General features: G+C 43.8%; 4 protein-coding genes. All 4 read left to right on the top strand.

Annotated elements, in window-relative coordinates; genetic code table 11:
* On the top strand, positions 1-486 hold a 486-nt coding region (locus NC238_09215; GenBank protein MCM1566105.1), incomplete at its 5' end, for a class I SAM-dependent methyltransferase.
* Between the two features lie 11 nt (positions 487-497).
* Positions 498-1073, top strand: coding sequence for a hypothetical protein (locus NC238_09210; protein ID MCM1566104.1), 576 nt, complete (start codon positions 498-500; stop codon positions 1071-1073).
* Complete coding sequence (locus NC238_09205; GenBank protein ID MCM1566103.1) at positions 1070-2680, top strand: GH3 auxin-responsive promoter family protein; 1611 nt, start codon at positions 1070-1072, stop codon at positions 2678-2680. The genes NC238_09210 and NC238_09205 overlap by 4 nt, the downstream gene beginning before the upstream one ends.
* Positions 2680-3801, top strand: a 1122-nt coding sequence (locus tag NC238_09200) for a hypothetical protein (GenBank protein ID MCM1566102.1), incomplete at its 3' end; no start/stop codon positions are given. The genes NC238_09205 and NC238_09200, both read left to right, overlap by 1 nt.

The following is a 3801-nucleotide window of genomic DNA, read 5'->3' as shown; positions in this document are numbered from 1 at the left end:
GATGTGGGCTGCGGGACCGGCGCCATACTCTCCATGGTGACCGGTGAATACACCCAGGTCAAAGCCTATGGAATAGATTTTTCCGAGAAAATGATAGAAAAGGCCTCCGGACTTTTAGGCCCGAAAGCACAGTTAACCGTCGGAGAATCCGACAGCCTGCCCTGGGGCGATGATTTTTTCGACCTGGTGGTATGCAATTCATCTTTTCATCATTATCCCGAACCTGTAAAGACGTTAAAAGAGATGAGGCGTGTTTTGGCGCCAAACGGGAGGATTATCATCGCCGACCCGTGGTGGACTGATACAATGAGGTTCTTGATAAACTTGTATTTATCATCTCCCTTTAATTTTGGAGGGGACGTTAGAATTTATGGGGAACAGGAGATGGTCGGATTTCTTGCCGGGTGCGGCTTTGTAAACGTGGAATATGAAGTTGTTGATAAAAAGTTCGGCATCACTGCCGCTTCAGCAGGAAAATCATGTTAAGGTGTGGTTGAATGATTTTTATCCTTACCGGATGTCTGGCTTTTGCATTCTTTTATATCTTCGATCTCAACAAAACCCGGTTTTTTAAAAAAAGTTTAAATATAAGTTTTGCCGCAGGCATATTTCTTTTGGCCATCTCCACAGCCGGCATCCTGCTGGGTAATTATCAGGCTGAAGAGGTTGTTTTTTCGTTGAAATTGCTCTTTGGGGCACTGTCTACCGCATCTTTCCTGATGCTTTTTTACACAATGTTTTCAGCCCTGCCCTTTGCTGTGACATACGCCGAGGCAGGGCGGAAAAACAGTGTCGTTGACGGGGGGATGTATGCTCTCTGCCGTCACCCGGGCGTGATCTGGTTTTTCTTTTTTTATCTTTTTCTCTGGCTTGCATCAGGCAGGACGATGATGATGTGGGCCGGATTAATCTGGACGATCATGGATATAATTTTGGTTTATGTTGAGGACCGCTGGTTTTTCCCCGCAGCGTTCAATGGATATGATCAGTATAAAAGCAAGGTTCCCTTTCTAATACCCAACCCTGCCAGTATTAAAAATTGCATCACCTTGAATCAGGGGGATCCGCGATGAATTTAGAGCAAAAACTTCGCAAAAAACAATATGATCAAATCTGGCAGCAATACTGCGGATTTTTAGACCTTTCATTGCCTGAATTTATGGGAATTCAAAACCGTCTTATGATGGAGCAGCTTCAAATGTATGGGGATTGTGAACTTGGCCGGCGCATTATGAAAGGCAAGAAACCAACCGGTGTGGATGAGTTCAGGAAGGTGGTTCCCCTTACCAGTTATGAAGATTATGCTGATATTTTACTGCCCAGGTTGGATTCCGCCCTGCCCGCAAAGCCCCTGCTGTGGATAGAAACCACGTGGGAAGGCGCTAAAAAACCGGTAAAAGTGGCTCCTTATACCGAGAGTATGCTTAAAAGCCATAAGGTCAACACGATAGCATGTATGATTCTTGCCACAAGTAATAAAAAGGGCCATTTCACGTTAAGGGGAGGAGAAAATTTTCTTAACGGCATGGCCCCGCTGCCTTACCTTACAGGATTGGTGCCCCATCTTATTTTAAGTGAATTGTGGGTAAACTTCATGCCGCCGATTAAAGAAGCGGTGGCCATGAGCTTTGGGCAGAGAAATAAGGTCGGTTTCAAAATGGGATTTCAGAAAGGCGTTGACCTGTTTTTCGGTCTCAGCAGTGTAATCGCGAAAATTAGCGACACCTTTACATTGGGAGGATCCGGTGAAAAATTTAGTATTTTCAAGGTTTCTCCTAAAATGAGCTACCGCTTATTAAAAGCCTGGATTAACAGCAAACAAAATAAAGTTCCAATCATGCCAAAGGATATCTGGACTCTTAAAGGGCTGATCTGCGCCGGCACTGATACCGCGAGCTTAAAAAAGAAACTGGAGAATTATTGGGGCGTTAAGCCCCTGGAAATATTTGGCGGGACGGAGCCCACCTGTATTGCCACGGAAACATGGAGCAAGGATGGCCTGGTATTTTTCCCCGACGTTTGTTTTTATGAGTTTATACCAAAATCAGAGCTGGAAAAGAATATTGATGATCCTTCTTATGTCCCCAACACATATCTACTGGATGAACTGGTGGCGGGTAATGAATATGAGCTGGTGATTTCAAGTTTTAAAGGGGGCGCCTTTGCCCGTTACAGGATGGGTGATATTTTCAAGTGCCTGTCGCTGAGTAAAGAAGATGACGGCATTGGCCTGCCTCACTTCGCTTATGTTGACCGCGACCCGAGAATCATAGATCTGGCCGGCTTTACCCGTATTTCAGAAGGCACTATCAGCGAGGCTTTAACCCTTTCAAAACTTGATATAACAGAGTGGTTTGCGGTTAAGGAATTTGATGAGTGCAACAGAGCTTTTTTGCACCTTTATGTTGAAGTTGGCTCTGAAGGACTGCGCGGCGCTGTGACCAAAGAAATTATCAAGGAGCATCTTTCAATATACTTCCGCTATGTTGATACCGATTATAATGATTTGAAAAAACTGCTGGGAATCGAGCCCCTGGTGATATCCATAATGCCTGCCGGGACCATGGGCCAATTTTCAGACACGTTTGGCAGGAGCTTGAGAAAAATGAATCCTTCCCATTTTGATGTTATAGAAGTTCTAAAAATCGCAAATGGCGGAAATGGAAAAGGTGTGTTTTAATGCCGTTTTCAGAATTATTCTTTTGGGCGGTGCCGATAGTATCTTTAAGCAGCTACTGTATATTAATGCTGTTTTTATCGCTGTCCAAGAAGGATAAATTTATACGGATATTCATGCTGTTTTTGGCGGCTTTGATACTATGGACCGCGTCTTCATTGTTTATGGCGTTAGAGCTCTATCCAGGGGTGCTTTTTTGGGACAGGGTCATGGTGATGGGGATGATTGCTGTCCCGTATCTGCTGTATTACTTCATATCTGTCTTTACAAACTCGCTCAACCCTCTCCGGATGATTTTGTGGGGCGTCCTGACGGTTACAGCAGTCGTATTGAACCTGATGGGCCTTGTGGTCATAGACGCCAGTGTGATTACAACAACCATAACGGAAAACGGGAAACAGTATAATTCCATTGAATATTACTATGTATTAGGTAAGATGGCGATACCTATGTACATATTCACATCCATTCTCATTTCTTCCATTATCCTTAAAGCGCGCCAAAGTGTACGCGAAGGAAAAACTACCTACGGAAGAGTCGGTCCTATTATAGCTGGAATATCGCTCCTGTTCATAGGCAGTCTTTTAAATGTCATTCACGCTGTAGGAAGGTACCCGGTGGACATACTGTTATGTTTCATCAATGCCCTTCTGATAATGTATGCCATCTACAAACACCGCATGTTGGAATTGCGTTTAATGGTGACAAAGGGCATTGTTTATTCGTTGTTTGCTGTCCTTATTACCTGTGTATATGTCTATACCGTTTTTTTCGTTGAAAAACAATTGGGTAATTCATACCAGAATATAACACCATATTTTATTACTCTTTCAGCCCTGCTGGTGGCTGTCGTTTTTCAGCCGTTATACAGGGTTACCTGCATACTGGTTGATAAGATGTTTTACAAGGCGGAGTATTCCCAGCGGCAGGCGCTGAAAAACTTCAGTGTCAGCATTTCAAACAAACTGGATCTGCAGGATATGGCCTCAGAGTTGATTGAGGCTGTTCAGCTGGCTATTCACGCGAGAGAAATACTCCTGATGTTAAAACATGAAGATAAAGGGCATTATTATGTCTTCAGCACGTCCTCTCAAATATTCATGCCGGATTTTGAAGTCTCATTT

It is taken from the genome of Dehalobacter sp., from assembly GCA_023667845.1.
Lineage (GTDB): Bacteria > Bacillota > Desulfitobacteriia > Desulfitobacteriales > Syntrophobotulaceae > Dehalobacter.
The sequence above is the reverse complement of the archived record's forward strand: the minus strand, read 5'-3'. Positions and strand labels throughout refer to the sequence as shown.

Excerpts from the sequence above, each read along its gene's own strand:
- NC238_09210 (MCM1566104.1), top strand. The coding sequence starts at position 498 with ATGATTTTTATCCTTACCGGATGTCTGGCTTTTGCATTCTTTTATATC.
- NC238_09205 (MCM1566103.1), top strand. The coding sequence starts at position 1,070 with ATGAATTTAGAGCAAAAACTTCGCAAAAAACAATATGATCAAATCTGG.